Origin of the sequence: Variovorax sp., from assembly GCF_035634955.1 — a bacterium.
In the GTDB taxonomy this organism is placed as follows: domain Bacteria; phylum Pseudomonadota; class Gammaproteobacteria; order Burkholderiales; family Burkholderiaceae_C; genus Variovorax.
This window is the reverse complement of record NZ_DASQBZ010000022.1, coordinates 1-24501: the sequence shown is the minus strand read 5'-3', so window position 1 is coordinate 24501 and position 24501 is coordinate 1. Positions and strand designations below refer to the sequence as shown.

Here is a 24501-nt window from a genome sequence, read left to right as displayed (position 1 = left end):
CCACGGCGCTGCCGGCGGCGCCGCGAACTGGTGTAATCGGCGCATGTGCCAACTGCTCGGGATGAACTGCAACACGCCTACGGACGTGACCTTCAGCTTCACCGGCTTCGCCCAGCGCGGCGGCCGAACCGACCACCATGCCGACGGCTGGGGCATTGCCTTCTTCGAGGACCGCGGCCTGCGCCATTTCGTGGACCATCAGCCGGCCTGCGAATCCCCGGTCGCCGAGCTGATCCGCCGCTACCCGATCCGCAGCCGCAACGTGGTGTCCCATATCCGCAAGGCGACCCAGGGCGAGGTCAACCTGCAGAACTGCCACCCCTTCGTGCGCGAACTGTGGGGCCGCTACTGGGTATTTGCTCACAACGGCGACCTGAAGGACTTCCGCCCGCGCCTTCACGGCAACTTCCACCCCGTGGGCACGACCGACAGCGAGCATGCCTTCTGCTGGATCATGCAGGAGCTGGCGAAGTCGCACGCCGGCGTGCCGAGCGTGGACGAGCTGACGCTCACGCTGGCGGAACTGGCACCGCGCGCCGCGCGGCACGGCACCTTCAACTTCATGCTGAGCAACGGGCAGGCGCTGTGGGCGCATGCCTCGACGCACCTGTGCTCGGTCGAGCGCCAGCATCCTTTCGCTACCGCCCAACTGGCGGACGAGGACCTGAGCATCGACTTCGCCGAGCACACCACGCCGCAGGACCGGGTCGCGGTGGTGGTCACGACGCCGCTGACCACCAACGAAGCCTGGTCGCACTTCGCGCCGGGCGAACTGCGGGTGTTCGTGAACGGGGAACGGCGCGGCTGACACCCGCCGCGTGCGCGCGCGCCACGAATTTGTGGCCAGAACGTCTCCCTGGCCGGACCTCGGGCGCGCGCACGCGAAAAAACGGCCACGGGCGCGGAGATGCGCGAAATAATGAGAGTCGTTCTCATTTATTGTCCTGTCGAGGCCATCTTGAAAATTCCGAGCCGTCACTCCTTCCCACTGCGCCACGTGGCGCTTGCCGCGGCCCTGTGCGCCAACGCGGGCTGGGCCGCCGCCCAGGCCAACGCCCCGGCACCGGCTGGCGCCGCCCTGCCCACCGTGACAGTGGAGGCCAGCGCCGACGCCTCCGCCGCCGGCCTGGCGCCGGCGTTCTCCGGCGGCCAGGTGGCCACCGGCGGGCGGGTGGGCATCCTGGGCACGCAGGACAATCTGTCGACGCCGTTCGCCACCACCAGCTTCACCAACGAACTGATCCAGAATCAGCAGGCCAAGAGCGTGGGCGACGTGCTGGAGAACGACCCCTCCATCCGCGTGGCGCGCGGTTTCGGCAACTTCCAGGAGTCGTACTTCATCCGGGGCTTCGTCCTTGGCTCCGACAGCGTGGCCTACAACGGCCTGTACGGCATGCTGCCGCGCCAGTACATCTCGTCCGAGCTGTTCGAGCGGGTCGAGGTGCTGCGCGGCCCGAGCGCATTCCTCAACGGCGCCGCGCCCGGCGGCGATGCCATCGGCGGCGCGGTCAGCCTGCTGCCCAAGCGCGCCGGCAACGAGCCGCTGACCCAGCTGACGCTGGGCGGCGCCAGCGGCGGCCAGTTCTACGGCGCGGTAGACATCGGCCGGCGCTTCGGAGAGGACCAGAGCCTGGGCATCCGCGTCAACGCCGCCAGGCGCGACGGCGGCACCGGCGTGGACCATGAGGACGTGGACCTGAGCATGGCCTCGATCGGCATGGACTGGCGCGGCCGCAATGCACGCATCTCGGCCGACGTGGGCTACCAGGATCACCGGCTGCGCCAGGCGCGCGCCAACGTCACGCCCGCGACAAGCGGTGCCGGGGCCGGCGTGCCGACACCGCCCGACGCATCGACCAACTGGGCCCAGCCCTGGAGCTACTCGAACGAGAACGACACCTTCGGCACCGTGCGCGCCGAGGTCGACCTGTCCGACAACGTCACGGCATGGGGCGCGGCCGGCATGCGCCGCGGCGCGGAAGGCAACACCCTGGCCAACTTCAGCCTGACCGATGCCGGCACCGGCGCCGGCACCACCTACCGCTTCGACAACACCCGCCACGAAGACGTCAAGACCGGCGAACTGGGTGTGCGCGGCAAGTTCCACACCGGCTCGGTATCGCACAGCCTGGTGGGTGCGTACTCGTACTTCAGCGACGAGCGGGAGAATGCCTTTGGATACGACAACAAGAACGAGCAGGTCACCAACCTGTACCGCCCGATCTACAGTGCCTTCCCCGGCTGGAGCAGCGGCGCGGTATTCGGCAACGACCTGGACAATCCGGCGCTGCAGTACAAAAGCAAGCTGTGGAGCTTCGCCGTAGGCGACACGCTGGGCTTCCTGAACGACCGCCTGCTGCTCACCCTCGGCGCGCGCTACCAGAAGCTGGACACCCAGAGCTTCGGCTACACCACCGGAGTGCCGGCGCCCGCGTACGGCGACGACCGCACCAGCCCCCTGGCGGGCGTGGTCTACAAGTTCACGGACACGCTGTCGGCATATGCCAACTACGTCGAGGCGCTGTCGGAGGGGGACACGGCACCGGCCCTGTCGAACGGCCGCACCGTGCTCAACGTCGGCGACATGCTCGCGCCCTACGTGTCCAAGCAGAAGGAGATCGGCGTCAAGTACGAAGGCGGCGGCATCGGCGCCAGCGCAGCCTTCTTCAGCATCGACAAGCCGCGCGCCTTCGTCGACGACGCCGGCTACTTCTCTGCTGCCGGTGAAGACCAGCACCAGGGTCTGGAGTTCAACGTGTACGGCGAGCCGGTGCGCGGCCTGCGCCTGCTCGGCGGCGTCACCTTCCTGGACGCCAAGCAGAAGGAAACCGGCGACCCGGCGCTCGATGGCAACAGGGTGATCGGCGTGCCGCGCCAGCAGGGCACGCTTGGCCTGGAGTGGGACGTGCCCGGCGTGCAGGGGCTGACGCTCGAAGGCCGCATGGTGGCCTCGGGCAGCAGCTATGCCGACGACGCCAACAACCTCCGGGTTGCCGGATGGAGCCGCTTCGACGCCGGAGCGCGCTACCTGACCGAGGTCGGCGGCAAGCTGCTGACCATCCGCGGCCGCGTGGAGAACCTGGCCGACCGCAACTATTGGGCCTCCGTGGGCGGCTACCCGGGCGCCGGCTACCTGGTGCTGGGCAATCCGCGCACCTTCACGCTGACGGCGTCGATGGAGTTCTGAGCACGCCAGGCGCCACACGCGTCGACAAAGGCCCGGCGCCTCGCGGCGGCCGGGCGCTTTGCTGACATCGAATCGTGCGACCGCTCCGCTGCGCGCGCGGCGACGGGGCCGATCAGCCGGCGGAGGTCGGCCACTCGCCGCTGGCCAGCAGTTGCTCCAGCGCATCCACGAACATCGCCGGCACGTCGAAGCCGGTCTGCTCGGTGATCTCCTGGAAGCAGGTCGGGCTGGTGACGTTGATTTCGGTCAGCGAACCGCCGATCACGTCCAGCCCGATCAGCAGCAGGCCGCGCGCAGCCAGCACGGGGCCGATGGCATTGGCGATCTTGAGGTCCTCCGGCGTGAGCGGCTGGGCCACGCCCTTGCCGCCGGCCGCCAGGTTGCCGCGCACCTCGCTGCCCTGGGGGATGCGCGCCAGGCTGAACGGCACCGGCTTGCCGCCGATGACCAGCACGCGCTTGTCGCCCTGGACGATCTCGGGCACGAAGCGCTGCACCATGAGGCTGGTGGCGCCGCCGTCGTTGAGCGTCTCGATGATCGAGCCCAGGTTGAGTCCGTCGGCCTTGACGCGGAAGATGCCCATGCCGCCCATGCCGTCCAGCGGCTTGAGGATGATGTCCTGGTGCTCCGCGTGGAAGGCGCGCACCGCCTGCGCCTCGCGCGTCACCAGCGTCGGCGTGGTGTGCTCGGCGAATTCCATGATCGCCAGCTTCTCCGGGTGGTCGCGCAGCGCGCGCGGCTTGTTGACCACGCGCGCACCTTCGCGCTCGGCCTGCTCGAGCAGGTGGGTGGCGTAGATGTACTCGGCGTCGAACGGCGGGTCCTTGCGCATCAGCACCGCGTCGAATTCGTGCAGCGCCCGCTCGGGCGTCGCCTCGACCCGGAACCATTCATCCGGCTCGCCGGTGAGCACGATCTCGCGCACCGTGGCCGTCACCGGCCGCCCGCGCTGCCAGCCCAGGTGGCGCGGCTCGCAGGCAGCGATGCGATGACCGCGCCGCTGCGCCTCGCGCATCATCGAAAACGTGGTGTCCTTGTAGATCTTGAACAGCTCGAGCGGGTCGGCAACGAAAAGGATGTTCATGGCGTCGTGGTCTTTCCTGCGGATACGGATGATGTGTCTTCGCGCTGCTTGCGCCGGCCCAGGCCCTGGATGGCCAGCGCCACCGCGCCGGCCACCACGCCCCAGAAGGCAGAGCCGACACCGGCCAGGGTGACGCCCGACAGGGTGACGAGAAAGGCGAGGAGCGCGGCCTCGCGATGCGATTCGCCCTTGACCGCCATCGCCAGGCCGCTGCCGATGGCGCCCAGCAGCGCAAGGCCGGAGATGGCAGCCACCAGTTCCTTCGGGAAGGCGGTGAGCAGACCGGCCACGGCAGCGCCGAAGATGCCGATCAGTATGTACAGGACACCGCAGCTCACGGCGGCGGTGTAGCGACGCGCCGGGTCTTCGTGCGCCTCGCGCCCCATGCAGATGGCCGCGGTGATGGCGCTGAGATTGAGCGCGAAGGCACCGAATGGCGCCAGCAGCAGGGTCATGAAGCCGGTGAAGCCGATCAGCCTGGAGATCGGCATGTCGTAGCCGGAGGCGCGGATGGCCGCCACGCCAGGCAGATTCTGGGACGCCATGGTCACCACGAACAGCGGCAGCGCCAGGCTCACCACCGCCTGCCAGCTGAAGTGCGGCATGGTGAACACCGGCCGCGCCAGCTCGAAGTGCACCACCTGCCAGGCCATCTCCCCGCGCGCGGCGACGAACGCGATGGCCACCGCCAGCGTGAGCGGCACCGCGTAGCGCGGCAGCAGCCGGCGCGCCAGCAGGTAGGTGCCCAGCATCAGCAGCACCAGCGGCAGCGCCGTCTGCGCCGCCTCGAAAGCCTGCAGGCCGAAGCGCGCCAGCACGCCGGCCAGCAGCGCCGAGGCGATTTCCATCGGTATGCGGTTCATCACCCGCTCGAACCAGCCGGTGACACCGCACACGATGATGAGCAGGGCGCAGACAATGAATGCGCCGACCGCCTCGTGCATGCCGAAGCCGGCCCCGGCCACCGCCAGCACCGCCGCGCCAGGCGTGCTCCAGGCGACCATCACCGGCTTTTTCCACAGCAGCGACGGCAGCGCGGACGACAGGCCCATGCCCAGGCCCAGCGCCCACATCCACGAAGAGATGACGTCCGGCGTCGCCCCGAAGGCCTGCGCCGCCTGGAACACGATCGCCGCCGAACTGGTGAAGCCCACCAGCACCGCGACAAAGCCCGCCACGAAGGCGGACAGGCTCAGGTCCTTGAAGAAACGCATGGCGGCGATTGTGCCGGCACGGCCGCGTTCGCGTCCTTGGCGGGCCTTTACCACCTGTGCTTCTGCCATCCGGAGAAAAAACGGAATCTCCGCCCTGGATGCGCGCCTAGCCGCGCTGTACGTCGGCCGACGTGAGGCCAGGGGCTTCGGCGCCATCAGGCGGAGCGCGCAGACATGGAGTCGCCGTCGGCTTTCGACTTACCGAGGCCGTACCGGCAAGTACTCGCCAAAACGCTTGTCCTTTGCGTTCACCCTCGCGCAGAGCTGACCGCCGCACAAGGTCACATCCGCACGGTCGTAGGCCCTGAGTAGTTCGGCCGAGATCTGGTGGCGGCTGATTTCCCGGAAATAGTGCGCCGAGAGCCAGGCACCACCGGCAAACAGCAGCACGAGACTGGCCACCACCGTGGAGGCCACTTTCCAGACCAAGTGGCGGTGCAGCGATTCGGCGCGCTGAAGTTGCGCCGCAATGGTCAGCGACGCGCGTTCCAGTTGTTCTCCGGCCCTATGCAGCCGTTGCTCGTAGTCGGCGGTCGGATGCTCGAGACCGCGCCGCACGCGGGCTTCGATCTCGCGCGACAGTCGCTGCAACTGCTCGTCGGCGCTTTGCCGCACCGCAGCGGGCACGTCCTGCGCCAGTTTCTCCAATTCCTTGCCGGTATGCTCGCAGCGGCGGTCGAACATCACGACCATTGCGGCCATGCGGCTGGCAAGAATGCCTGTGCATTCTTCATCCATCGGCTCTGCTCCCTCTCTGTCCCAGACCTATCGGTGCATCCGCCGCGGGGGCGCAGCTTGTGACTCCATCTGCTGAGCGCGTTCCTGCCCTTGCTGTTGCGCAGCCAAGAACTCCTGCTCGTCCACATCGGCCTTGGCCTGCGCAATCGACGCCCGGCCGGCCGCCAGGTCGGCCAGACGGTGCGTCATCTGGCGGAGCGTGACATCGTCGCCCGCCGTGCCGGCCCGCAGCATCAGGTCAAGGTAGGCGCCGATGTCCTGCGTGGGAGACAGTTGTTGATGCGCGGCGGGCCCGGACGTCACGTCGCCGCGCCCAAGCCGCGCGCGTTCGTCCAGGCCTTCCGGTGCCAGCGGACGGAACTCGTGGGACTCGTAGGTGTGGTCGAAATGGCGCCGCGTCGGCGGCGCATCGCTGAGGTCGAAATACGGCATGCGCCGTGTAGCATCGCCCAGGTGAAGGCCATTCTCTTCGAGAATCTGTTCGGACAGACCGAGCCGATCCATGTCGATGGCGATACGCGGCGTCGCCCTGTCGCTCAGGGATCGCGAATGGGCATTCTCCACAGCGACGATGCGGCCCACGTTGTACGCGGCGTAGTAGTTGACGTAGTCGGAGTTGCCTCGAAAGCCCAAGTAGGTCTTGTCGCCGGACTTGTCGAAGAAGTTCTTGCCCATGGCCTCCACATTGGCTCGGGTCGGCTCAATCGATAGATCCGGGTTCAGGTGAAGATTAGGCTTGAGGAGGTAGGTGCCTGGCGAATCCGTTCGCTCCTCGAAAAAATCTGCTACACGATAGCCACCCATCTTGACGACTTCGTCCAGTGTTGCCTCTGACGTCTTGGCAATTGAAGCACTGACGACCGCATTCCAGCCCGCGATCGCCGCCGACGCTTCGTCTCGACGATTGCCGGCAAGACGTTCGGCCAGCACCGGCGTGTAGTCATGAACTGGAGCGGGGCTGCTGGCGACGGCGTGGATCGCGCGCTCGAATTCGCCATCGTGTCGCGCCTGAACCTCGGCATTGAATGCGTGCTGGAGTTCATGTCCGAGGACGAAGGTGGCTTCCCCGGATGAAAAAGGGCCCGACTTTGGCGTGCTCAACGATGCAAGCGAAACGTGAATTCGCTTGTCATCTGGATGGAAAGTGCCGCCCGCGTTCGGATTGGTGAGCGGCGCCAAGCCTCGCAGATACCCCAACCGCGTTGCTTCGTTGAACTGATGAAAAAGTAGCGGCGATTGATTGAGGATCATGCGGAGGTTCCCCATCTGATCCGCTGTGACTTCCGGCTGACGACTGAATTCGTCCAGAACGGCAAGTGCGGCGGCGTTGTACTCAGCCTCGTGACGCGCTCCAGTGGGATGCTCTATTCGATCCATACGGTTTCGACGCATCGGTGCCTTGGGTTCTCACTTGATTCGCCGCGCGGCCCGACCTTGATATAGAGGCCCGCCCGCCCCGTTGCCGGACGGAAGTTTTCCGATAGATACCTGCCGCGCTTGGGCGGCGGCGGCGGTCGCAGGACTTCGCCGCTGGGCAACTGCCTCGTCGGCATGGGCACTGGCGGCTGAGCGTAGTCGGGCTTGTGGTCATAGCCCAACGTCTCCAATTCGGCCACGAAACCGTCGAAATCCAGTTGGCAGATGTCTGCCATGGTCGGTGACGAGGAAGGGTTCCGCGCAAAGCGGAAAGTGGCAAATGTTCCGAGCATCGACTTCCGAACCTCGAGAACATAAATCCACTGTGGGGTAAGTTCCGCTGCAATCCCGTAGCCGTGCTTCCAGTATTTCACGACTCCCCCTTCAATCCCTTGCAGGCGCTCAGGCGTGAAGTCTGCAATGGTCTGACTGGTCTGAATGAGCTCAAGCAGCTTGCGCAGCACCTGCTCGGCGTTGAGCCTGGACCGAGGAATGACTTCCTTGTCTTGTTCGGCAGTCATGGTGCGAGCCCCTTCGCTGTTGCTTGTGTGCGGCGCAGCACTACTTCCCTTCGTTGGCGCGCAAGCCGTCAGCGCCAACGCGACCGACAAGCAAAGTGCGCACGGCGCAATGCGCGAGCGCCTTGACATACAGGTTGGCGCAATCAAATTAGTCGCTGGTGTGGCGATAGCGGTCTCCCCGGATACGTTTGCCTCTTGCGGCAAATCGCGCTTCGTGGATCGTAGCGGCTGCCTCGGCGCTCGACCAGCGCGCAAGCGCACACGCTCACCCTCTCACAACGATCATTTCCAGTTCGGCGGTGATTGATCGAGGATCGACCGTAGATTTGGGCATCACGCTTGCACTAACGCCGGGCTGGCGCCTGAAATCGTCCAGGATGGCAAGAGGCGCGACATTGCGCTCAGCCATGGCGCCCTCCCGGCCGGCTCTTCCCATCGACGACCCGTACCGACGTGACGCACAGGCGACCTGGATACGCTCGCGACGCCACCCGCGGAGCGACATCAATGGACAGTCCCGGCCGACCGTCTGCACGATAGAAGCGCTCGGCCAGCAGCCTGCCATGGTTCGGCAGTGGCGATGGCCAATACATCTCGCCATTGGGCAATGGCCGCGGGACGATCGGCACCGGCGGCTGATCGTAGATGGGCTGGTGGTCATAGCCCAGCGCTTCCAGTTCGGCCACGAAGGCCGCGAAGTCCAACTGGCAGATGCCCGTCATGGGTGGCGACACGCCACGACGATGCCCAAAGCGAAAACGAAGTAGAAAGCCGCGCGTCGTCTTCCACATCTCGAACACGTACGTCAGCTGCGGAGTCAGCCGGGCCTGGATCCCGTACCCACCCGACTCGAAGTGTTTCACCTCCCCGCCTTCCAACGCCTCCAGTCGCTGTGGAGTGATATCCGAAACGATCTGGCTCGAACGAATGAGCTCAAGCAGCTTGCGCAGCACCTGCTCGGCGTTGAGCCTGGACCGAGGAATGACTTCCTTGTCTTGTTCGGCAGCCACGGGGCGTGCCACTTGGGTGTTGGTCGTGTGTGGGGCAGCGCTACTTCCCTTCGTTGGCGCGCAAGCCGTCAGCGCCAACGCGACCGACAGGCACAGTGAGCACGTCACGATGCGCGAGCGCCCGGATATACAGGTTGGCGCAATCGGATGATTCGCTGGCGTGGCGATGGCAGTCTCCCCGGATCACGTTTGCCTCTCGCGGCAAATCGCGCTTCGCGGATCGTAGTGGCTGCCTCGGTGCTCGACCAGCGCGCAAGAGCGCGCGCTCACCCCCTCGCAACGATCATTTCCAATTGGGGATACGGATTGTCTGCTCGCCGAGATCCGGCGATTGTCCGGCCGACGACCAGGCCGGCGCATCCACGCTAGATCTCGATCTTCGACCCCAATTCCACCACCGCGTTGTTCGGCAGGCTCAGGAAGTGAGCGACGCCGCTGGCGTTGTGGTGCATCTGCGCGAAGAGCTTCTCGCGCCAGGGCGCCATGCCGCTGGCCAGGGTCGGGATCACCACGTCGCGCGAGAGGAAGTAGCTGGTGGTCATCGGGTCGAGCTGGCAGCCGCGCATGCGCGCGCCCTGGAGCGCGCCGGGCAGGTCGATGTCGTTCTTGAAACCGTAGTGGACGATGGCCTGCCAGCAGTGGTGGCCGAGCGATTCCATCTCGATGCGCTTGTCCATGGGAATCCAGGGAAGCTCGTGGTTGCGCACGGTGACGAAAAGGTTTTCCTCGTGCAGCACCTTGTTGTGCTTGAGGTTGTGCAGCAGCGCGTTCGGCACCACGCCCGGCTCGGCGGTGAGGAACACTGCCGTGCCTTCGACGCGCGCCGGCGGGCTGACGAAGACCGAGTCGAGGAATGAGCGCAGGTCGATGGCGTCCTGGCGTTGCGCCTGCGACATGAGCAATCGGCCGCGCTTCCAGGTCATCATGAGCGTGAAGACGGCGCCGCCGATCATGAGCGGGAACCAGCCGCCTTCAAAGAGCTTGAGCAGGTTCGAGGCCCAGAACGCGAAGTCGACCACGAAGAAGATGGATGTCGACGCGATACACAAGGCCAACGGCAGCTTCCAGGCGAAGCGGATCACGAAGAAGGTCAGCAGCGTCGTGATCAGCATGTCCGTGGTCACGGCGATGCCATAGGCGGCGGCCAGGTTGCTGGAGCTGCGGAACATCAGCACCGCCAGCGCGATCGCCACGAACAGGCTCCAGTTGACGAACGGTATGTAGATCTGCCCGGTGCTGCGCACGCTGGTGTGCTCGATGTTCAGCCGCGGCAGGTAGCCCAGCTGGATGACCTGGCGCGTGACGCTGAAGGCGCCGGTGATCAGCGCCTGCGAGGCGATCACCGTGGCCAGGGTCGCCATGATCACCATCGGCATGACGGCCCACTCCGGCATCATCATGAAGAAGGGGTTCTTCACCGCGGCCGGATCGCGCAGGAGCAGCGCGCCCTGGCCGAAGTAGTTGAGCGTGAGCGCGGGCATCACGATCGAGAACCAGGCGATGCGGATGGGGCCTTTGCCGAAGTGGCCCAGGTCCGCATAGAGCGCCTCGGCGCCGGTGACGCACAGCACGGTCGCGCCCAGGATGAGGAAGCTGGTGAGCGGGTTTTCCCAGATGAAGACGAACGCGTAGTGCGGGCTCAGGGCCCAGAGGATCTCGGGATGCGTGACGATCTGCGACACGCCCAGCGCCGCGATCGCCACGAACCAGACCAGGGTGACCGGCCCGAAGAAGCGGCCGATGCCGGCGGTGCCGTGCTTCTGCACCGCGAACAGGCAGAAAAGGACCACCAGCGTGATCGGCAGCACGTACTCGGTGAAGTGCGGCGAGACGACCTCCAGGCCCTCCACGGCCGAGAGCACCGAGATGGCCGGCGTGATGACGCCGTCACCATAGAACAGCGACGTGCCGAAGATGCCCATCATCAGCAGCAGGTTGCGCAGCCGCGGCCGGTCGGCCACCGCGCGCGAGGCCAGCGCCAGCATGGCGACCAGCCCCCCTTCGCCTTCGTTGTCGGCGCGCAGCACCAGCACGACGTACTTGAGCGACACGATGATCGTCAGCGTCCAGAAGAACATCGACAGGATGCCGTAGACGTTGTCGACGGTGAACAGCACCCTGTCGTGGCGGAACACCTCCTTGGTGGCGTACAGGACGCTGGTGCCGATGTCGCCGTAGACGACGCCGATGGCCGCCAGGATCAGGGCTGCGGACGGGACGGATTTACTGCTGGAGGTGGAGGAAGACAACTTGCTTGGCAACTGCGCGGATGGCCTGGCCGTGTCAGCACGCCGACCCGCGGGTCTTCGCGTCTGCCTCCGTCCCGCGGAATTGATGCTCTGTGATGAAGGGGTCGATTGTGCCGCCGCGCCGCCTCGTCGCCAAACGCCGGCCGACGGCCGGGCGTTCTCAGGCGTAGACCTCGGCTTCCGGGTCGGTGGCTTCGAGCTCGTAGGCAGCGGCCACCATCGCCAGCCGCCCTACCACGCCGTACATGTAGAAACGGTTGGGTGCGCTGGCGCCCGGCTTGGCTCCTGGCTGAGGTAAGTGCACACTTTCTGAAAAGGCCAGCGGCACGTAGCTGGCGCCGGGCGTGTCCAGGCTCTCATCCGGATCGCGACCGGCATGCACGCGGTAGAACCCGCCGACGACGTAGCGGTCCATCATGTAGACGACCGGCTCGGCCACGCCGTCGTGCACCCGTTCGCGCGTGAGCACGCCCTCCTGCACGATCACCTCGTCGACCAGGGACGGCGCGAGGTCGCGGCCACCGCGCCCGCCGCGCGGCTTGCTCGCCAGGGCCTGGAGGTCCTTGACGTCGCGCACGGTGACCACGCCGACGCCGTTGGTCCCGTTCTCGGGCTTGACGATGACGAAGGGCTTCTCGTTGATGCCGTATTCCTTGTATTTGCGGCGGATCTTGGTCAGCAGGGCGTCGCAGTGCGTGGCGAGCTCGTCCAGGCCCTTTCCTTCAGCGAGATTGACGCCCTCGGCGTGGCTGAACATGGGGTGGATCAGCCAGGGGTCGATGCCCAGCAGCTTGCCGAAGCGCTTGGACAGGTCCTCGTAGCTGCGGAAATGCTTGCTCTTGCGCCGCACCGACCAGCCGGCATGCAGCGGCGGCAGCAGGTACTGCTCGTACAGGTCTTCCAGGATGCCCGGCGTACCGGCCGAAAGGTCGTTGTTGAGCAGGATGGTGCAGGGGTCGAAATTCTTCAGGCCCAGGCGGCGGCGGCTGCGCACCACCGGCTCGAGGCAGACCGTTTCGCCGTGCGGCAGTTCGATCTTCTTGGGGGACTTGATCGCCGGGTCGATCGAGCCGACCCGGACGTTCAGGCCGGCCATCTGGAAGATGCGCACCAGTTGCGCGACGTTGGCCAGGTAAAACGTGTTGGCGGTGTGGTTTTCCGGAATGACGAGCAGATTGCGCGCCTCCGGACAGATCTTCTCGATGGCGGCCTGGGCCGCCTGCACCGCCAGCGGCAGCGTCTCCTTGGTGAGGTTGTTCCAGCCGTTCGGGTAGAGGTTGGTATCCACCGGGGCCAGCTTGAAGCCGGCGTTGCGGATGTCCACGGAGCTGTAGAACGGCGGGGTGTGTTCCATCCACTCGAGTCGGAACCAGCGCTCGATGGCCGGCATCGAATCGAGCACCCGCTGCTCCAGTTCGTTGATCGGACCGGTCAGGGCGGTGACGAGATGGGGAACCATGCGGCGGCCTTGTGAGCTGGATATGTTGGAGTGAGCGGCGTGTGCCGGGGGCCATTGTAGGATTTGGGGTCGCCCGGCTCCATGACAAGGTGCGCCCGGGCACCGCGCCGGCGCCGGCGGCCCTTCAGCGGCGCCAGAACGAAGGCGTGAGCAACGCGATGAAGCTCAGCAGCTCCAGGCGGCCCAGCACCATGCCCAGCGTGCACACCCACAGCTGGAAGTCCGTGAAGATCCCGTAGTGCGCCGCCGGTCCGACGGCCCCGAGGCCCGGTCCCATGCAATTGACGCTGGCGATGACCGCGCTGAAGGCGGTCAGCGGATCGACGTCGGCCAGCACCAGCAGCATCGCCAGCGTGATGATGGTCACGCCGTACACCAGCATGAACGCCATCACGGCGAAGATGACGCGGTCATCCACCACCGTCTGTCCCAGCTTGACCGGCTGCACCGCCTGCGGATGGACCAGCCGGCGCATTTCGCGCCCGGCCTGCTTGAGCAGGATCAGCACGCGCACCATCTTGATGCCGCAGCCGGTCGACCCGGCGCTGGTGGCAACGCCCGAGAGCAGCAGCATGAAGATCGGGGCGAACACCGGCCAGGCCAGGTAGTCGACGGTCGAGTAGCCGGTGGTGCTGCCGACCGAGACCGCATGGAACATGCCCAGACGCAGGGCGTCGAGCGGGCCGTACACGCCCTTGACCCACAACACCCCAGCGACCACCAGCCCGCCGCCGACCAGCGCCATCAGGGTGGCGCGCAGCTCCGGGTCGCGCCAGACGCCGCGCCAGTGCCCCTTGCGCACGGCCATGAAGTACAGCGCGAAGTTGCAGCTGGCTACCAGCATGAACACCAGCGCCACCGATTCGAGCACCGGCGAGTCGAAGTGCCCGAAGCTGGCGTCGTGCGACGACAGGCCGCCCAGGCTGACGGTGCTGAACATGTGCATGGCCGCGTCCAGCGGCGGCATGCCGCCCGCCCAGTACGCCAGCATGCACGTCAGCGACAGCACCGCGTAGATGCCCCACAGGCCCTTGGCGGTGTCGGTGATGCGAGGCGTCAGCCGGTTGTCCTTGATCGGCCCGGCCACTTCGGCCTTGAACAGCTGGCTGCCGCCGACGCCCAGCAGCGGCAGGATCGCCACCGCCAGCACCAGGATGCCCATGCCGCCCAGCCATTGGAGGAACGTGCGCCACATGTTGATCGACACCGGCAGGCGGTCCAGGCCGCTCAGCACCGTGGAGCCGGTGGTCGTGAGGCCGGACACGGCTTCGAAATAGGCATGCGTGAAGCTCAGCGGCCGCCCCAGCTGATGCAGCGCCAGCATCAGGGGCAGCGCGGCGAACAGCGGCAGCAGCACCCAGGCCAGCGAGACCAGCACGATGCCGTGCCGCGGGTGCAGCTCGCGCTTGAAGCGCCGCAGGCCGGCCCACAGTGCCGCGCCGCAGGCCAGCGCCACGCCGGCCGACGATATCCAGACGTCGCGCAGGCCGTCGCCTTCCGTCCACGACACCCCGAGCGGGAGCAGGAAGGCCAGCGAGAAGAAGGTCAACACGACGCCCAGCACCCGCAGCACCGGCAGGAACTGGTTCATCGCGGACCCCTCGGGCCGCACGCCGGCGGCGGGGCGGCCGTGCAACGGCTCATGACGATGGGCGCGCGCACGTCAGAAGAAGGTGGCGCTCACGCGGAACAGCTTCTCCACCTCGCGCACCTGGCGCTTGCGCGGAATGAAGATGACCACGTGGTCGTTGCTCTCGATGACGGTGTTGCCGCGCGGGATGATCACCTGCGGCGCAGGCCCCGGATGCGCGTCCACCGGCGCGTCGGGCGCTGGCAGGCCGCGCATGATCAGGCCGAACTGCGCGCCCTTGGGCAACGAGATCTCGTCGATGCATCGGCCGACCACGCGCGACGTCTTGCGGTCGCCCCGCGCCACGATCTCGAGCGCCTCGGCCACGCCGCGGCGCAGGCTGTGGACCACCTGCACGTCGCCCTGGCGCACGTGGGCGAGCAGCTCGCCGAGCATGGTCTGGGCCGGCGACAGCGCGATGTCTATCTGCGTGCCGTGCATCAGGTCGGCATAGCTGCGGCGGTTGATCAGCGCCAGCACCCGCCGCGCGCCCATGCGCTTGGCCAGCAGGCTGGCCATGATGTTGTCCTCGTCGTCGTTGGTCAGGGCCAGGAACAGGTCGATCTCCTCGATGCCCTCGTCTTCCAGCAGGTCCTCGTCGGTGCCGTCGCCGCGCAGCACCAGCACGTCGCCGGGCAGGTCGGCGGCCAGCGCCACGCACCGCTCGGGATTGCGCTCGAGGATCTTCAGCTGCACCCGCCGCTCGCCGTCGACCAGCTGCCGCGCCATGCGCAGGCCCACGCGTCCGCCGCCGGCGATCATGATGCGCGTGACCTCGCGCCGGCCGTTGTCCTCGTAGCGGTGCAGCGCCGAGAGCACCGACTGCAGGTGCTCGCGCGCCGACAGCACGAAGACCTCGTCGCCCGGCTCGATCCGGGTCGCCCCCTCGCACATGATGAAGCGGTCCGGCTGGTCCAGCAGGCGGCGATAGATGGCGACGATGCGCATGTCCGCGTCCGGCACGCGCTCGCGCAGCTCGGCGATGCTGTGGCGCACCAGCGGCGCGCCGGACACCGCCCGCACCGCCACCAGGCAGGCCAGACCGCCGGCGAACTCGCGCACCTGCAACGCCTCGGGGTACTCGACCAGCTTGGCGATGTAGCGGGTCAGCGACTCCTCGGGGCAGATCACACGGTCCACCGCGAAGCCGTCCTTGCCCAGCAGCGGCGAGTCGCCCCGGAAGGCGCTCGAGCGCACCCGGGCGATGCGGGTGGGAATGCCGAACTGCAGGTGCGCCATCTTGCAGCACACCAGATTGGTCTCGTCGAGCGCGGCGCAGGCGATCAGCATGTCCGCGTCGCGCGCTCCGGCCTCCGCCAGGACCTCCGGCTCGATGCCGCTGCCCAGCACGCCGCGCAGTTCGAAGCGGTCTTCCAGTTCGCGCAGCCGGCCCGCGTCGGTGTCGATGACCGTGATCTCGTTGCGCTCCGACACCAGCGTGCCGGCCACGCTCTCCCCGATGCGGCCGGCGCCAAGGATGATGATCTTCATGTCGAGCCTCCCCGGCCCGTTCTTGTTGTCAGCGGCGGATCTCGCCGTTACCCAGCACCACGTACTTGAGCGACGTCAACCCCTCGATTCCGACCGGCCCGCGCGCATGGAACTTGTCGGTGCTGATGCCGATCTCGGCACCGAGCCCGTATTCGAAGCCGTCTGCGAACCGGGTGCTGGCATTGACCATCACGCTGGCCGAATCCACTTCGCGCAGGAAGCGCTGGGCATGCATGTGGTCGCGCGTGACGATCGCGTCGGTGTGGTGGCTCGAATAGTGGTTCACGTGGGCGATCGCCTCGTCCACGTCCGCCACCACCTTGATGCTGATCACCGCCGCCAGGTATTCCTCGGACCAGTCGGCCTCCTGCGCGTCGACCACGCGGGCCTGGGCCGGCAGGACCCCCGGCGCGCGCAGGATCGCCGCGGCCGCGGCATCGCAGCGCATCTCGACCCCCTTGGCCGCGAACACGGCACCGATCCGCGGCAGGAACTCGGCGGCGACGGCGCGCGCCACCAGCAGGCCCTCGGCCGCATTGCACGGGCTGTATTTCTGCGTCTTTGCGTTGTCCACCAGGGTGGTCGCCATGTCGAGGTCGGCGCTGGCGTCCACGAACATGTGGCAGTTGCCGTCCAGGTGCTTGATGACCGGCACCTTGGCGTCGCGGCTGATGCGCTCGATCAGGCCCTTGCCCCCGCGCGGGATGATCACGTCCACGTACTGCGGCATGGCGATCAGGCGCCCGACCGCCTCGCGGTCGGTGGTCTGCACCAGCTGGACCGCCTCGGACGGCAGGCCGGCCTCGGCCAGGGCGTCGGCCACCAGCTGCGCCAGCGCGCGGTTGGAGTCGATCGCCTCCGAGCCGCCGCGCAGGATGGCGGCGTTGCCGCTCTTGATGGCCAGGCTGGCCGCCTCGATGGTCACGTTCGGGCGGCTTTCGTAGATCATGCCGAACACGCCGATCGGCACCCGCATCTGGCCGACGCGAATGCCGCTGGGCTGCTGGCGCATGCCGATCACCTCGCCGATGATGTCCTGCATGGCGGCAAGCTGCCCGCAGCCTTCGGCCAGGGTGTCGAGCACCTTGGGCGTCAGGCGCAGGCGGTCGACCATCGGGGCGGACAGGCCGGCCGCCTCGGCGCGCTCGATGTCCCGGGCGTTGGCCAGGGCCAGTTGCGGCCCGGCCTCGCCGAGTCGGCGGGCGAGCGCCTTGAGGGCGGCGTTGCGGGTGGCGGCATCGGCGCGCGCCATGCGTGCGGCGGCGGCCTTGGCCTGCGCGCCCAGGGCCTGCATGTGTTCGTCGACGTTGAAGGCGTTCATCCCGCCATTGTCCCACCGCCCGCCGTCCGGCGGAGCGCAGGGGGCTTGGCCGGCCGCCTCAGGAACGCTGCGGCCGGCGCTCGGCCATGCACAGCCGGCACAGGCGGAACGCCAGCCGGTGCAGCGCCTGCCAGCCGTCGGCCGGCCAGTCGGGCCGCCGCAGGCCCTTGACGATGCCGTCCACCACGTGTGCGTCGCCCACCAGGCGAGTCAGGATGCGGCCGTCGAGCAGCGGCAGCACCCGCTCGAAGGCCCGCTCGCGGGGTCCCCAGACCCGGTTTTCTCGCAGCGCCATCGGCAGCGGCCTGCCGGCGTCGACGGCATCGCGCACGCGCTTGAGGGCCCGGATGTCCTCGGCCAGGGTGTAGTGCACCAGCACCTCTGCCTCGCCCTCGGCGCGCAGGCCCTCGAGCATGCGGGCCACGCGCTGCGGCTGGCCGCCCAGCACGGCGTGCGACAGCTTGAACACGTCGTAGCGCGCCACGTTGTTGACGGCGCCCTCGACCTGTTCGAACGCCAGTTCGCCGGGCGGGTGCAGCAGCCCCAGCTTCTGTATTTCCTGGTGCGCCGCCAGCAGATTGCCCTCGACGCGATCGGCGAAGAACTGCAGCGTGCGCTGCCCCTCTTCTCCGGCGCGCACCCGCTGGCCCTGGCGGCCGAGCCGCTGGGCGATCCACTCAGGCAGCGCGCCTCGCTCGATGCTGTCGACCTGAAGGCTCACGCCATGCTGCGCCAGCGCGGAGAACCAGGCCCCCTTGCGCGTGGCCATGTCCAGCCGCGGCAGCAGCACCAGGGTGAGCGTGGAGTCGTTGCCGCCAGCGCCTTCGGCCACTTTCTGCAGCGCTTCGCTGCCGTCCTTGCCGGGCTTGCCGGAGGGAATGCGCAGCTCGATCACCTGGCGGTCGGCAAACAGGCTCATGGCGCCGCCGGCCGCCTGCACGGCGCTCCAGTCGAAGCGGGCCCCCTCGACCGTGAAGACGGTGCGCTCGGTGTATCCCTGGGCGCGTGCCGCCGCCCGGATGGCGTCGGCCGCCTCCTGGATCAGCAAGGGCTCGTCGCCGTGCAGGGTGTAGAGCGGGCGCAGCGCTTCCTTCTCCAGGTGCGCGGCCAGCCGGTTGAGCGGCAATTCCATGGCGCGCAAGTGTACGCAGGGCGGCGGCTCAGGCGGCCAGGGGCTGGCGCGGCACGGCCAGCGCCGGGCCGGTCATGGCGTCCAGCAGGGCGAAGGCGGCGCGGGCGGTGCGCCCGTCATGGTCGTGACTCGGGTTGTATTCCACCAGTTCCAGCGCCGCGCAGCCCGGCTGCCTGGCGCTGGCGCGCAGCGCGCCCAGGGCGTCGTCCAGGCCGATGCCGGCCAGCACCGGGGTGCCGGTGCCCGGCGCGTCGCGCGGGTCGAGCGCATCCAGGTCGAAGCTCAGGCCCCAGGCGGCGGTGCCCCGGCGCACGCGCTGCAGCGCCTCGTCCAGGCAGGCGGCGAAGCCGCGCCGCCGCACCTCGTCCATGTACATGATGCGCACGCCGAGCCGGTCCAGCAGCGCCCGCTCGCCGGCCTCGTAGCTGCGCGCGCCGATGATCACCAGGTGGTCCGGCGCGAGCTTGCCGGTCCAGCCGCACAGGCCGGCCAGGGCCGGAGCGCCGTGGCCGAGCAGTGCCGCCACCGGCATGCCGTGCGGCGCCTGGGTCTCGGAGGTGGCGGGCGTGTGCGCGTCCAGGTGCGCGTCGACCCACACCAGGCCGACCGGGCCGGTGGCGCGCCAGGCCTGGGCGACGGCGCTCCAGGTGCCGACGGCGCAGGAATGGTCGCCGCCCACCACCACCGGCAGCGCGCCGTCGCGCAGCGCACCCTGAACGGCCTGCGCCAGTTCGCCGCTGAAGCCGGCGACGGCATCCAGCCGGTCCGCCGCGCCGCTGGCGGGCCGCGCCCGCACCATCGCCGACCAGGCGGCGGGCCGGCCGGGCCGGTCGAGCCAGCCGGCCAATCCACGCTGGCGCAAGGCACGCGCGCCCCACTTGCAGCCGGGGTCGCTCGCGCCCTCGCCGACTTCGGCGCCGATCAGGGCCAGGGGCTTGTGCTGCATCGCGGTCTCCGGTCAGGCGGCCAGCCGGTTGCGCGCGGGATGGCGCAAGGCGTGGCCGTACAGGTCCTTGGGGTCGTCCATGGCGGGCACCAGCTCGATGTCGCGCCCGAGCCCGTGCGCCAGCGCCAGGCCGTGCAGGCAGCGCAGGGCGGAAAAGTCCTCCAGCGCAAAGCCGACCGAATCGAAGACGGTCACCTGGCGTGCGCCCTGGCGCCCGGGGCGCCGCCCCGCCAGCACTTCCCACAGCTCCGTGACCGGGAAATCCGGTGGCATCTGCTGCAGTTCGCCCTCGATGCGCGTCTGCGGCGCGAACTCGACGAAGACCCCGGCCCGGCGCAGGATGGCGGCATCGAGTTCGGTCTTGCCGGGGCAGTCGCCGCCCACGGCGTTGATGTGCATGCCTGGCTCGACCAGGTCTGCGGCGAGAACGGTGGCGTGCGCCTTGGCGGCGGTCGCCGTGGTGACGACGTCGGCGCCGCGCACGGCTTCGGCCACGCTGGCTGCGCGCCGCACCCGCAACGCGCCGCTGCGGATCTGCGGCGCCAGGTTGGCCAGCAGCTTGTCGGTGGCGAGCGGATCGACGTCGAACACGCGCAGTTCGCGGATGCCAAGCAGGTCCATGAACGCCAGGGCCTGGAACTCGGCCTGGGCGCCGTTGCCGACCAGCGCCATGGCGCGCGCATCCGGCCGCGCCAGCTGGGTCGCCGCCAGGGCCGAGGTGGCGGCGGTGCGCAGCGCCGTGGTCAGGGTCAGCTCGCTCAGCAGCAATGGATAGCCGGTCGCCACGTCGGCCAGCACGCCGAACGCCATCACCGTGGGCAGCGAAAGCCGCGGATTGCCCGGGTGGCCGTTGACGTACTTGAAGGCATAGCGCGACGCGTCCGACACCGGCATGAGCTCGATGACGCCGCCAGGCGAGTGGTGCGCGGTGCGCGCGCTCTTCTGGAACGCCGGCCAGCGCAGGAAGTCCTCGCGGATGCACGCCTGCATCTCGCGGCACAGGCGGGCGACGCCGAGTTCTCGCATCAGACGCGTCATGTCGTGGACGTCGACGTAGCGGGTCATGGCTCCTCTCCTTTGGACGAAGGGCCGCGGCCGGCCCTGTCCAGGAAAGTCTAGGCACCGCCATGCGCCGCGAAAGACGTTGTGCGCGCCCCGGCCTGCGCCTGGCGGCCGTGCGCGGTGCCGTGCGCTTCCGAATCGGAAGTGGCCCTTCTACGGCGACGCCAGCGGGAAGCCGGTGAATTCCTTGACCGTGGCCAGTTCGGTGTTGGTGACGATGCGGTCGATGCCCAGTGCCACGTCGTCCAGCCAGGCGTTGGTGAGATGGCGGTAGTGCGCCAGGTCGCGGCAAGCCAGCCGCAGCAGGTAGTCGTAACGGCCGCTGACCAGCCAGCAGCCCACCACCTCGCGGCATTCGGCCACGTGCCGCTCGAAGCGCTGCACCGTGGCCTGCCGCTGGTCCTTGAGGGTGATCTCGGCGAACACCGCCACCGGCTCGGCCACCGCCGAACGGGCCACCTGCGCCCGGTAGCCCTCGATCACGCCGAGCTGCTCCAGCCGGTGGATGCGGTTGAGCGTCGCGCGCGCCGACAGGTGCACCAGCTCGGACAGGGCCTGCGCGCTCATGCGCCCGTCAGCCTGCAGGTTCTCGAGCAGCAGCCGGTCGATGCGGTCGAGCTGGGTCATGTGGACCGAGGCGCCGAGCCGTTCGAGCACGCCCGGCGCATGGCGGGATCAGACCGCCTTGACCGCCGCCAGGCGGCGCAGCGTCTGCTGCACGACGTCGGAGGTCATGTCGCGATAGAGCAGCTGCTCCTCGTTTTCCTTGGCGAGCGCGGCCGTTTCGTTGTAGGTGATGTCGCGCCACTGCTCGACCAGCGAGGGCGCGATCAACTCCTTGCCGGCCGGCGTGCGCACCCTGAAGCGCACGCGCAGGTACAGCTGCATCTCCCGCACCTGGCCGGCCGAGTTGGTCGACAGCACGACGCGATCGCGCGATTCGCCCAGCAGGTCGAAGACGGCCTCGGCATTGCTCGCCTCGGCCATCGGCAGCACCTTGAGCGTGCCGGTGACTTCGATGGCCCGCTTGAGCTGCTTCAGATACGGGCTGGTTTCGGCCAGCGCGATGGTGTGGAAGGCGAAGTTGGGCGCCTCGCGCAGCTTGAAGCCGCAGCCCGCCAGAGCGAGCGAGGCGCCGCCGCCGGCGATCAGCAGTCGGCGGGTGGGATCGAAGCGGCGGGCCGTCATCGGTCAGATCACCACGTTGACCAGCCGGCCCGGCACGACGATGACCCGCTTCGGCTTGGCGCCCTCGGCATGCTTGGCGAAGGCTTCGCTGGCCAGGGCCATCTTCTCGATGTCCTCCTTCGAGGCGGCCGCCGGCACCACCACCGAGCCGCGCAGCTTGCCGTTGATCTGCAGCATGAGCTCCACCTCGTCGCGCGCCAGCGCCTTCTCGTCCACCTGGGGCCAGGGCGAGTCGAGCAGGTCGCCATGGCGCGAGTCGTAGCCGAGCGACTGCCACAGCTCGTAGGCGATGTGCGGCGTGGCCGGGTACAGGCAGCGCAGCAGGATGCCGAAGCCTTCGCGCAGCGCCGCCGCGTCGCCCGCGTCGGCGGGCTTGAGTGCCTCGAGCGCGTTGAGCAGCTTCATCGCGCCAGACACCACGGTGTTGTACTGCATGCGCTGGTAGTCGTAGTCGATCTGGCGCAGCACGGTGTGGACCTCGTGGCGCAGTGCCTTGGCCGCCTTGCCGTAGGCCGGGGCGGCTTCAGTGGCGGGCGGCAGCTCGGCAACGGCGAGCCCGAAGTTCCAGACCCGGCGCAGGAAGCGGAACGACCCTTCCACCGCGGCGTCGTTCCACTCGAGCGTGGCCTCGGGCGGCGCGGTGAACATGGTGTACAGGCGCGCGGTGTCGGCGCCGTACTTCTCGATCAGGTCCTGGGGGTCGACGCCGTTGCGCTCGCTCTTGCCCATCTTGCCGACGCCGCCGTACTCGACCACCGTGCCGTCCGCCAGCGTGCCGCCGACGATGTGGCCTTGCGCGTCGAGCGTGGGCGTGACCTCCAGCGGCGGGTGGTAGTCCTTGCCGCCCTTGGCGTTGCGGGTGAAGTAGATGTGGTTGAGCACCATGCCCTGGGTGAGCAGGCGCTCGAACGGCTCGTCGATCGACACCAGGCCCAGGTCGCGCATGACCTTGGTCCAGAAGCGGGCGTACAGCAGGTGCAGGATGGCGTGCTCGATGCCGCCGATGTACTGGTCCATCGGCATCCAGTACTTCGCCCCTTCGGCCACCATCGCCTGGTCGTTCTTCGGGTCGCAGTAGCGCATGAAGTACCAGGCGCTGTCCACGAAGGTGTCCATGGTGTCGGTCTCGCGCCGGGCGGCCTTGCCGCACACCGGGCAGGTGACGCCGGCGTGGAACCCCTCGTGCTTGTTCAGCGGATTGCCGCTGCCGTCGGGCACGCAGTCGGTCGGCAGCACGACCGGCAGGTCCTTTTCGGGCACCGGCACCGCGCCGTGCTCGTCGCAATGGATGATCGGGATCGGCGTGCCCCAGTAGCGCTGTCGGCTGACCCCCCAGTCGCGCAGGCGCCAGGTGGTCTGCAGGTCGCCCAGGCCCTTCTGCGCCAGCGCGTGGGCGACGGCGCGTACCGCCTCCTCGTGGCGCATGCCGCTGAAATTGTCGGAATTGATGGTGATGCCGCGCACCTTGTCGGCATACCAGTCCTGCCAGCGGTGGTAGTCGAAGTGCGGCTCGTCGTCGACCAGCACGACCTGCACGATCTCGATGCCGTACTTGTTGGCGAACGCGAAGTCGCGCTCGTCGTGCGCCGGCACGCCCATCACGGCGCCGTCGCCGTAGCTCATGAGCACGTAGTTGCCCACCCACACGGGCACCTGCTCCTCGGTGATCGGGTGCGTCACCGTCAAGCCGGTGGGCACGCCCTTCTTTTCCTGGGTCGCCAGTTCGGCCTCGGTGGTGCCGCCGGCCTTGCATTCCTCGATGAAGGCGGCGACCTTCGGGTCGAGCCCGGCGGCATGGGCCGCCAGCGGATGCTCGGGCGCGACGGCGCAGAACGTCACGCCCATGATGGTGTCGGCGCGGGTGGTGAACACGTACATCCGGCCGTCCTGGATGAGCGCACCCTGGGCATCCCGTATGTCATGCGTGAAGGCGAACCGCACGCCCTCGCTCTTGCCGATCCAGTTTTCCTGCATCAGGCGCACCCGCTCGGGCCAGCCGGGAAGCTTGTGCTGGGTGTGCTCGAGCAGTTCGGGGGCGTAGTCGCTGATCTTCAGGTAGTAGCCCGGGATCTCGCGCCGCTCCACCGGCGCGCCGGTGCGCCAGCCCTTGCCGTCCACCACCTGCTCGTTGGCCAGCACGGTCTGGTCGACCGGGTCCCAGTTGACCACCTGGGTCTTGCGGTAGGCGATGCCCTTCTCGAGCATCTTCAGGAACAGCCACTGGTTCCACCGGTAGTAGTCGGGCTGGCAGGTGGTGACCTCGCGGCTCCAGTCGATGGCCAGGCCCATGGCCTGCAGCTGGCCCTTCATGTAGGCGATGTTGTCCAGCGTCCAGGCGTGCGGCGGCACGCCGTTCTTCAGGGCCGCGTTCTCGGCTGGCAGGCCGAAGGCGTCCCAGCCCATGGGCATGAGCACGTTGAACCCGTTCATGCGCAGATAGCGCGTGAGCATGTCGTTGATCGTGTAGTTGCGCACGTGGCCCATGTGCAGCTTGCCGCTGGGGTAGGGCAGCATCGAGCAGGCGTAGTACTTCTTCTTGTTCGCGTCCTCGGTCACGCGATAGGCGTCGGCGGCGCTCCACTTGCCTTGGGCGGCGGCTTCGACGTCGGCGGGTTTGTAGCTGGAATTCATGCGATCTCGGCAGGGGGTTCGGCGCCCGATGGGGCCGGCAACGTGCGGGAGCCCGGATTATCGCGGCTCGGCCGCGCGCCGGTGCGGCGCCCGGACTTGGCCCGCTTTTCGCATGTCACAATGATTTGAACCTCGAAGGTGTGGGAGCGCCCTTTGACATTGAGTGAGTCCACCTTGCGCGCCCTGATGCGGGCCGAACACGGCGACCCGTTCTCGGTGCTC

20 protein-coding genes are annotated in these 24501 nt (G+C 68.2%); 2 read left to right on the top strand and 18 right to left on the bottom strand.

Features of this window, described 5'->3' with window-relative positions:
* The first annotated feature begins 43 nt into the window (after nucleotides 1-43).
* Complete coding sequence (locus VES41_RS12250) at nucleotides 44-808, top strand: class II glutamine amidotransferase (RefSeq protein WP_324817101.1); 765 nt, start codon at nucleotides 44-46, stop codon at nucleotides 806-808.
* 156 nt (nucleotides 809-964) lie between these two features.
* Nucleotides 965-3187, top strand: a complete 2223-nt coding sequence (locus VES41_RS12245; RefSeq protein ID WP_414719116.1) for a TonB-dependent receptor — start codon at nucleotides 965-967, stop codon at nucleotides 3185-3187.
* A gap of 112 nt (nucleotides 3188-3299) precedes the next feature.
* On the opposite strand, the gene gshB is transcribed toward VES41_RS12245, so the two are convergent.
* The 18 genes from gshB to VES41_RS12155 all read right to left on the bottom strand — a co-directional run.
* The gene (gene gshB, locus VES41_RS12240) at nucleotides 3300-4271 is read right to left on the bottom strand and encodes a glutathione synthase (protein ID WP_324817095.1); all 972 of its coding nucleotides are present in this window, start codon (nucleotides 4269-4271) and stop codon (nucleotides 3300-3302) included.
* A complete protein-coding gene (locus VES41_RS12235) occupies nucleotides 4268-5485 on the bottom strand; it encodes a benzoate/H(+) symporter BenE family transporter (protein WP_324817093.1) in 1218 nt (405 codons plus the stop codon). The genes gshB and VES41_RS12235 overlap by 4 nt, the downstream gene beginning before the upstream one ends.
* A gap of 198 nt (nucleotides 5486-5683) precedes the next feature.
* Complete coding sequence (locus VES41_RS12230) at nucleotides 5684-6223, bottom strand: hypothetical protein (protein WP_324817090.1); 540 nt, start codon at nucleotides 6221-6223, stop codon at nucleotides 5684-5686.
* Between the two features lie 27 nt (nucleotides 6224-6250).
* A complete protein-coding gene (locus VES41_RS12225; RefSeq protein WP_324817088.1) occupies nucleotides 6251-7474 on the bottom strand; it encodes a hypothetical protein in 1224 nt (407 codons plus the stop codon).
* Between the two features lie 113 nt (nucleotides 7475-7587).
* Nucleotides 7588-8160: a hypothetical protein gene (locus VES41_RS12220; protein ID WP_324817085.1), complete on the bottom strand. Its 573-nt coding sequence runs from the start codon at nucleotides 8158-8160 to the stop codon at nucleotides 7588-7590.
* Nucleotides 8161-8561: 401 nt separating this feature from the next.
* Entirely contained in the window at nucleotides 8562-9170 is a 609-nt protein-coding gene (locus VES41_RS12215) for a hypothetical protein (RefSeq protein WP_324817082.1), read from the bottom strand.
* 365 nt (nucleotides 9171-9535) lie between these two features.
* Nucleotides 9536-11419: a potassium transporter Kup gene (locus VES41_RS12210; protein ID WP_324817080.1), complete on the bottom strand. Its 1884-nt coding sequence runs from the start codon at nucleotides 11417-11419 to the stop codon at nucleotides 9536-9538.
* Nucleotides 11420-11579: 160 nt separating this feature from the next.
* Nucleotides 11580-12878, bottom strand: a complete 1299-nt coding sequence (gene gshA / locus VES41_RS12205) for a glutamate--cysteine ligase (RefSeq protein ID WP_324817078.1) — start codon at nucleotides 12876-12878, stop codon at nucleotides 11580-11582.
* 124 nt (nucleotides 12879-13002) lie between these two features.
* Nucleotides 13003-14469, bottom strand: a complete 1467-nt coding sequence (locus tag VES41_RS12200; protein ID WP_324817075.1) for a TrkH family potassium uptake protein — start codon at nucleotides 14467-14469, stop codon at nucleotides 13003-13005.
* Between the two features lie 72 nt (nucleotides 14470-14541).
* Nucleotides 14542-15999: a Trk system potassium transporter TrkA gene (gene trkA, locus VES41_RS12195; protein WP_324817073.1), complete on the bottom strand. Its 1458-nt coding sequence runs from the start codon at nucleotides 15997-15999 to the stop codon at nucleotides 14542-14544.
* 28 nt (nucleotides 16000-16027) lie between these two features.
* On the bottom strand, nucleotides 16028-17320 hold the full coding sequence (locus tag VES41_RS12190; RefSeq protein WP_324817070.1) for a glutamate-5-semialdehyde dehydrogenase: 1293 nt from the start codon (nucleotides 17318-17320) through the stop codon (nucleotides 16028-16030).
* A gap of 58 nt (nucleotides 17321-17378) precedes the next feature.
* Nucleotides 17379-18452: a DNA polymerase III subunit delta gene (gene holA, locus VES41_RS12185; RefSeq protein WP_324817067.1), complete on the bottom strand. Its 1074-nt coding sequence runs from the start codon at nucleotides 18450-18452 to the stop codon at nucleotides 17379-17381.
* A 28-nt stretch (nucleotides 18453-18480) separates the two neighbouring features.
* Nucleotides 18481-19398, bottom strand: coding sequence for an arginase (locus tag VES41_RS12180; protein ID WP_324817065.1), 918 nt, complete (start codon nucleotides 19396-19398; stop codon nucleotides 18481-18483).
* A gap of 12 nt (nucleotides 19399-19410) precedes the next feature.
* Entirely contained in the window at nucleotides 19411-20463 is a 1053-nt protein-coding gene (locus VES41_RS12175) for an ornithine cyclodeaminase (RefSeq protein WP_324817062.1), read from the bottom strand.
* A gap of 150 nt (nucleotides 20464-20613) precedes the next feature.
* A complete protein-coding gene (locus VES41_RS12170) occupies nucleotides 20614-21087 on the bottom strand; it encodes an Lrp/AsnC family transcriptional regulator (protein ID WP_324817059.1) in 474 nt (157 codons plus the stop codon).
* Nucleotides 21088-21135: 48 nt separating this feature from the next.
* On the bottom strand, nucleotides 21136-21648 hold the full coding sequence (lptE, locus tag VES41_RS12165; RefSeq protein ID WP_324817056.1) for an LPS assembly lipoprotein LptE: 513 nt from the start codon (nucleotides 21646-21648) through the stop codon (nucleotides 21136-21138).
* 3 nt (nucleotides 21649-21651) lie between these two features.
* Complete coding sequence (gene leuS / locus VES41_RS12160) at nucleotides 21652-24279, bottom strand: leucine--tRNA ligase (protein ID WP_324817053.1); 2628 nt, start codon at nucleotides 24277-24279, stop codon at nucleotides 21652-21654.
* On the bottom strand, nucleotides 24276-24501 hold a 226-nt coding region (locus tag VES41_RS12155; RefSeq protein ID WP_324817050.1), incomplete at its 5' end, for a hypothetical protein. The genes VES41_RS12155 and leuS, both read right to left, overlap by 4 nt.

What these genes read in the sequence shown, in the direction of transcription:
- VES41_RS12250 (WP_324817101.1), top strand. Translation starts at nt 44, where the DNA reads ATGTGCCAACTGCTCGGGATGAACTGCAACACGCCTACGGACGTGACC.
- gshB (WP_324817095.1), bottom strand. Translation starts at nt 4,271, where the DNA reads ATGAACATCCTTTTCGTTGCCGACCCGCTCGAGCTGTTCAAGATCTAC.
- VES41_RS12235 (WP_324817093.1), bottom strand. Translation starts at nt 5,485, where the DNA reads ATGCGTTTCTTCAAGGACCTGAGCCTGTCCGCCTTCGTGGCGGGCTTT.
- VES41_RS12230 (WP_324817090.1), bottom strand. Translation starts at nt 6,223, where the DNA reads ATGGATGAAGAATGCACAGGCATTCTTGCCAGCCGCATGGCCGCAATG.
- VES41_RS12225 (WP_324817088.1), bottom strand. Translation starts at nt 7,474, where the DNA reads ATGATCCTCAATCAATCGCCGCTACTTTTTCATCAGTTCAACGAAGCA.
- VES41_RS12220 (WP_324817085.1), bottom strand. Translation starts at nt 8,160, where the DNA reads ATGACTGCCGAACAAGACAAGGAAGTCATTCCTCGGTCCAGGCTCAAC.
- gshA (WP_324817078.1), bottom strand. Translation starts at nt 12,878, where the DNA reads ATGGTTCCCCATCTCGTCACCGCCCTGACCGGTCCGATCAACGAACTG.
- VES41_RS12200 (WP_324817075.1), bottom strand. Translation starts at nt 14,469, where the DNA reads ATGAACCAGTTCCTGCCGGTGCTGCGGGTGCTGGGCGTCGTGTTGACC.
- trkA (WP_324817073.1), bottom strand. Translation starts at nt 15,999, where the DNA reads ATGAAGATCATCATCCTTGGCGCCGGCCGCATCGGGGAGAGCGTGGCC.
- VES41_RS12190 (WP_324817070.1), bottom strand. Translation starts at nt 17,320, where the DNA reads ATGAACGCCTTCAACGTCGACGAACACATGCAGGCCCTGGGCGCGCAG.
- holA (WP_324817067.1), bottom strand. Translation starts at nt 18,452, where the DNA reads ATGGAATTGCCGCTCAACCGGCTGGCCGCGCACCTGGAGAAGGAAGCG.
- VES41_RS12180 (WP_324817065.1), bottom strand. Translation starts at nt 19,398, where the DNA reads ATGCAGCACAAGCCCCTGGCCCTGATCGGCGCCGAAGTCGGCGAGGGC.
- VES41_RS12175 (WP_324817062.1), bottom strand. Translation starts at nt 20,463, where the DNA reads ATGACCCGCTACGTCGACGTCCACGACATGACGCGTCTGATGCGAGAA.
- VES41_RS12170 (WP_324817059.1), bottom strand. Translation starts at nt 21,087, where the DNA reads ATGACCCAGCTCGACCGCATCGACCGGCTGCTGCTCGAGAACCTGCAG.
- lptE (WP_324817056.1), bottom strand. Translation starts at nt 21,648, where the DNA reads ATGACGGCCCGCCGCTTCGATCCCACCCGCCGACTGCTGATCGCCGGC.
- leuS (WP_324817053.1), bottom strand. Translation starts at nt 24,279, where the DNA reads ATGAATTCCAGCTACAAACCCGCCGACGTCGAAGCCGCCGCCCAAGGC.